The organism is Ferroplasma sp. Type II, from assembly GCF_000496155.1.
In genome coordinates, this window is sequence record NZ_KI542853.1 from 1 (window position 1) to 3,775 (window position 3,775).

Below are 3,775 nucleotides of genomic sequence, written 5' to 3' on the forward strand. Positions count from 1 at the left end.
ATTCTTTCAGTACCTTTTCTTGTTATAGTTTGATTATCTATTGCAACCTCATCACGCAGTACAAGGCCCCCAAAATGGCTGGAGTAAAGCCCCTCACTATTTTCCCTGATTATGGTATAATTAATGGAATCCATGCTTTTATATCCTATAAGGGGTGAAGAAACTCCTGGTAAAAGTCTTACTGGTCTTACATTGGCATAAAGATCAAGGTCAAATCTGAGTGCAAGAATGAGGTCAAGGGCTATTTCGGTACCCCCTGTGTTCCTAAGGTTCGGATCCCCCATTGGAGCCTTCAATATTGCTCTGTATTTTCTGGCCTCCTCAAGTATGTTTTCGATTTTATATTTGCCCTGATCAAGGGATCTGGCACCAATGTCGTATTTCACAGGATTAATATTTACACCAAAGTTATCATTAAGTTTTTTTAAAATTTTTGTGCCTGCATCCATAATTTCTGGACCTATACCGTCACCATTCAATACCATTATATCCATATTTTTCAATAAATCAACAGTAATATTAATGGTTTGTTATTAGAAATAAACATAAAATAATGCATTTTATCATTCAAATATGGAAAGCACGGATATTTCAGCAGCCATTCTTGCCATCTCCGCAATAGTATATACGGGTTCACCGTATTTATTGGATGAGGCGCAAAATACCGTATCACCATCCAGGGAGGTGCTGTATGGCCATATTCTTGAGGCAAAACCAAAATTGGCGGACTCGGCGATGTAATTTGCCTCACTGTTGCTAATAATTGCATTTGTGATCACGGCTCCGATTGTTGTATTAAAACCAAGTTTTCCAGTAAAAATTTGCCAAATATTACCATTATCCATTCTATAACTTAGTTCTTTCAGGGATTTTAGTTCACTGCCAGTGATATTTTTTCCATCAAAATTATATACATCCCCAAAGCTGTTCAATATTACAAACACACCTACTTTTATATTTCCCCTGGAAATTTCGTAGTAACCCTGACCGGATTTTATTTTTCTGTCTTCCTTATATTTACTTACAGTGGCACCTGTACCACCCCAGTAAGGACCAATGGGTATATCATTTCCGATGGACTTTAATGCATTTATAGCCCAGGAAGTGCCCGGTATCTGGTCATTCTCAGAGAGATCATATATGGCTGCCCCGGGAACTATGGGTATGTAATTGTCATCAAATTTTAGCTCCTTCATGTTATTTTTCATCCATTCATAAATCCCTGATATTATGCCGAGACCAAACACACTTTTTCCAGTAAGAAAAATGCCATCTATAGAATAATCGCTCCTGTGTGTTGATTTAAGCAAATCCGTTTCATGGGTAGCCAGTGCACCACCGGATTTGAATATGCCGGCAGTGTTTGGTCTTTTACAGAGTAATAATGTCATTCCTGAATTCATTTCTGTATCGGTGTAACCGCATATTGAAAACCCGTCAACTGTTATACTTGAAATTTTACTGGGCAATTTTATCCGGGCCTCCATACCTGAATGTTTCCGCCGATGCAAGAATCCCCAACATCATAATCAATTCTGCCAGGAATAGCCACAGGGTCCATGCCGCGAAAAGGCTATGCATAATTGTTGAGAAGAATAACACAATGCTGATGGCAAAGCCACCGAATATGGCACCACCATTATAGGCAAAACCCACACCTGTAGTCCTGAATGTTTTGCTGAACGACTCAGCCAGAAATGCAGGAAGCGTTGAAAATATCATGGCTTCAAAGAATGCCTGGACACTGAAAACTATGAGGTCTATTATGGCACCGCCCTTAAATGCAAAAAATGCTATAGGATATGTTATGATAATAAAAATCAGCGAATAAATTAAAATGCTTTTCTTTCTTCCAACTATGAGCAGTGCGGTTATACCACCTATCCACACACCAAACAGTGAAACTAAATTTATAAGGGCATTGTATGTTCCTATTTTTGCGTCACTGATTCCTGGATTAAGTAATGCAAGAAGTGCTGGATAAAATGAGAATGTTACTGTATTTATGAACAGAAGGCCTGATGTGAATATAAGAGCAAAGATCAGAGGTTTTCCTCCTTTTTTGAAAAGTCCCACAACAGGTTCCCTTAATATTTCATTATTTTTCTTCATGTCATCAAAGATCTGAGTTTCAGATGTAATGTAACGTATTATAAGTGTTAAAAGCCCTGGTATTATGGTTGTATAAAATAAAACCCTCCAACCGATTACTGCAAATTCAGCCCTGCCATAATATGAAGAAAGTGCAGCAAAAACGAATGAAACTATAAAAAATCCAGTCCCAAAACCACTCTGCACAAATGCCCCAACTGGTGCCCTTTTTTTTGCAGGGACATCCTCCATTGATAATGTTGTTCCCCCACCATACTCTGCCCCGGCAAAAGTTCCTTCTATGAATAAAATTACATATAAAAGTATGGGTGCAACAATGCCAATAGATTTATAAGAAGGTAAAAGCCCTTTTGAGGCTGCAAATACTGAAAATCCGATTATAGTAATTACTAACATGTTTTTCCTGCCTATTTTATCCCCAAGGAAATTGCCAAGCGCTACTGATCCAACAGGCCTGGCTATTTCTTCGACAGCTAGCCCACCGAAGGTTGCAACTAGACCGTAAATGCCAATGGTGCTTGGAAAGAAAATTGTTGAAATTGTTACTGCAACAAGAGCATATGCTATAGTTGTATAGCCATCCATTAACCATCCAGAATAAGCTGAAATAACCTGAAGCCATCTTTGTTTTGTAAGGCCATAAACTGTCATGCAGGTTTTACGTTTTGGTTATATATAAATTTTTTTTATATATAATAAATTATATTATAATTTATATTTAATGTAGAGCAGTTAAAATAAAAACCTATATATAAGAATTAAGATTATTTTTTCTGGTGTATTATAAAATGGCATTTGAAAATGAAGTATTTACTGTAAATGGCAGAACTGCACTTGTAATTGGTGCTGCTAATGGTATTGGCCTTGGAATTTCCGACCTTTATGCCAGAATGGGTGGGAATGTTATGATGTCTGATTACGATTCAAAAAGATTATCTGAGACGAGTAAAATTTTAAAAGATAAGTATGAAAACGTTGAATCAATGCAGGTTGACATTAGAATAACCGATAGCGTAGCAGAGCTTGTGAGAAAAACAGAGGAGAGTTTCGGAAAAATAGATGCTGCATTTATCACACCCAGTATAAATATCAGAAAGAAGTTTTTAGATTACACTGACGATGAATTCCAGAGGGTACTGGATCTCAATTTAAAGGGGAATTTTATCGCCATGCGTGAAGTTGCCAAATCTATGGTGAATAAAAAAGTTAACGGAAGCATAGTAGTTTTATCCTCCATTAGAAGTATGATGGTTGAAGAGGGGCAATCAGCATATGCAGCGACCAAAGCAGGCATAGTACAGCTTGTCAGAGGTCTGGCATGTGAGCTTGGGAAGTTCAATATACGTGTAAATGCCATAGCGCCTGGTGTTGTTGATACACCGCTGACACAGCAGATAAAAAATGATCCGGAATGGTATAAAGCATATAGTGAGAGAAGCGCGTTAAACAGGTGGGCATCTGTTGATGAGATAGCTGGACCTGCTGTATTCCTTACCACGCCTGCGGCATCATTTATAGACGGCACGGTAATTTTTGTTGACGGTGGTTGGACAGCTATTGATGGCAGATTTGAACCAAAGTTATAGGGCGATAATGTGGATCCAATAATTGAAAATTTAAATAAAAATATTGATGTATTGATTGAGGACGCCACAGAATTCCT

The 3,775-nt window shown here is 37.8% G+C and carries 4 protein-coding genes; 1 reads left to right on the top strand and 3 read right to left on the bottom strand.

The features are described 5' to 3' along the window. From AMDU4_RS13925 to AMDU4_RS13935, 3 genes are all read right to left on the bottom strand, one after another. Positions 1 to 494 (bottom strand): isocitrate/isopropylmalate family dehydrogenase (locus AMDU4_RS13925; RefSeq protein ID WP_021788558.1); only part of this gene is annotated, 494 nt, incomplete at its 3' end. Positions 495 to 563: 69 nt separating this feature from the next. Continuing rightward, positions 564 to 1,487 carry a P1 family peptidase gene (locus AMDU4_RS13930; RefSeq protein WP_021788559.1) on the bottom strand — a complete coding sequence of 308 codons (924 nt, stop codon included), beginning with the start codon at positions 1,485 to 1,487 and terminating at the stop codon, positions 564 to 566. Next, positions 1,459 to 2,763: an MFS transporter gene (locus AMDU4_RS13935; protein ID WP_021788560.1), complete on the bottom strand. Its 1,305-nt coding sequence runs from the start codon at positions 2,761 to 2,763 to the stop codon at positions 1,459 to 1,461. The genes AMDU4_RS13930 and AMDU4_RS13935 overlap by 29 nt, the downstream gene beginning before the upstream one ends. Positions 2,764 to 2,900: 137 nt before the next feature. Between AMDU4_RS13935 and AMDU4_RS13940 the strand changes: the two genes are divergently transcribed. Beyond that, positions 2,901 to 3,698, top strand: a complete 798-nt coding sequence (locus AMDU4_RS13940; protein ID WP_021788561.1) for an SDR family NAD(P)-dependent oxidoreductase — start codon at positions 2,901 to 2,903, stop codon at positions 3,696 to 3,698. The last annotated feature ends 77 nt before the right edge of the window (positions 3,699 to 3,775 follow it).

Coding starts and splice junctions, on each gene's coding strand:
- AMDU4_RS13930 (WP_021788559.1), bottom strand. CDS start 1,487: ATGGAGGCCCGGATAAAATTGCCCAGTAAAATTTCAAGTATAACAGTT.
- AMDU4_RS13935 (WP_021788560.1), bottom strand. CDS start 2,763: ATGACAGTTTATGGCCTTACAAAACAAAGATGGCTTCAGGTTATTTCA.
- AMDU4_RS13940 (WP_021788561.1), top strand. CDS start 2,901: ATGGCATTTGAAAATGAAGTATTTACTGTAAATGGCAGAACTGCACTT.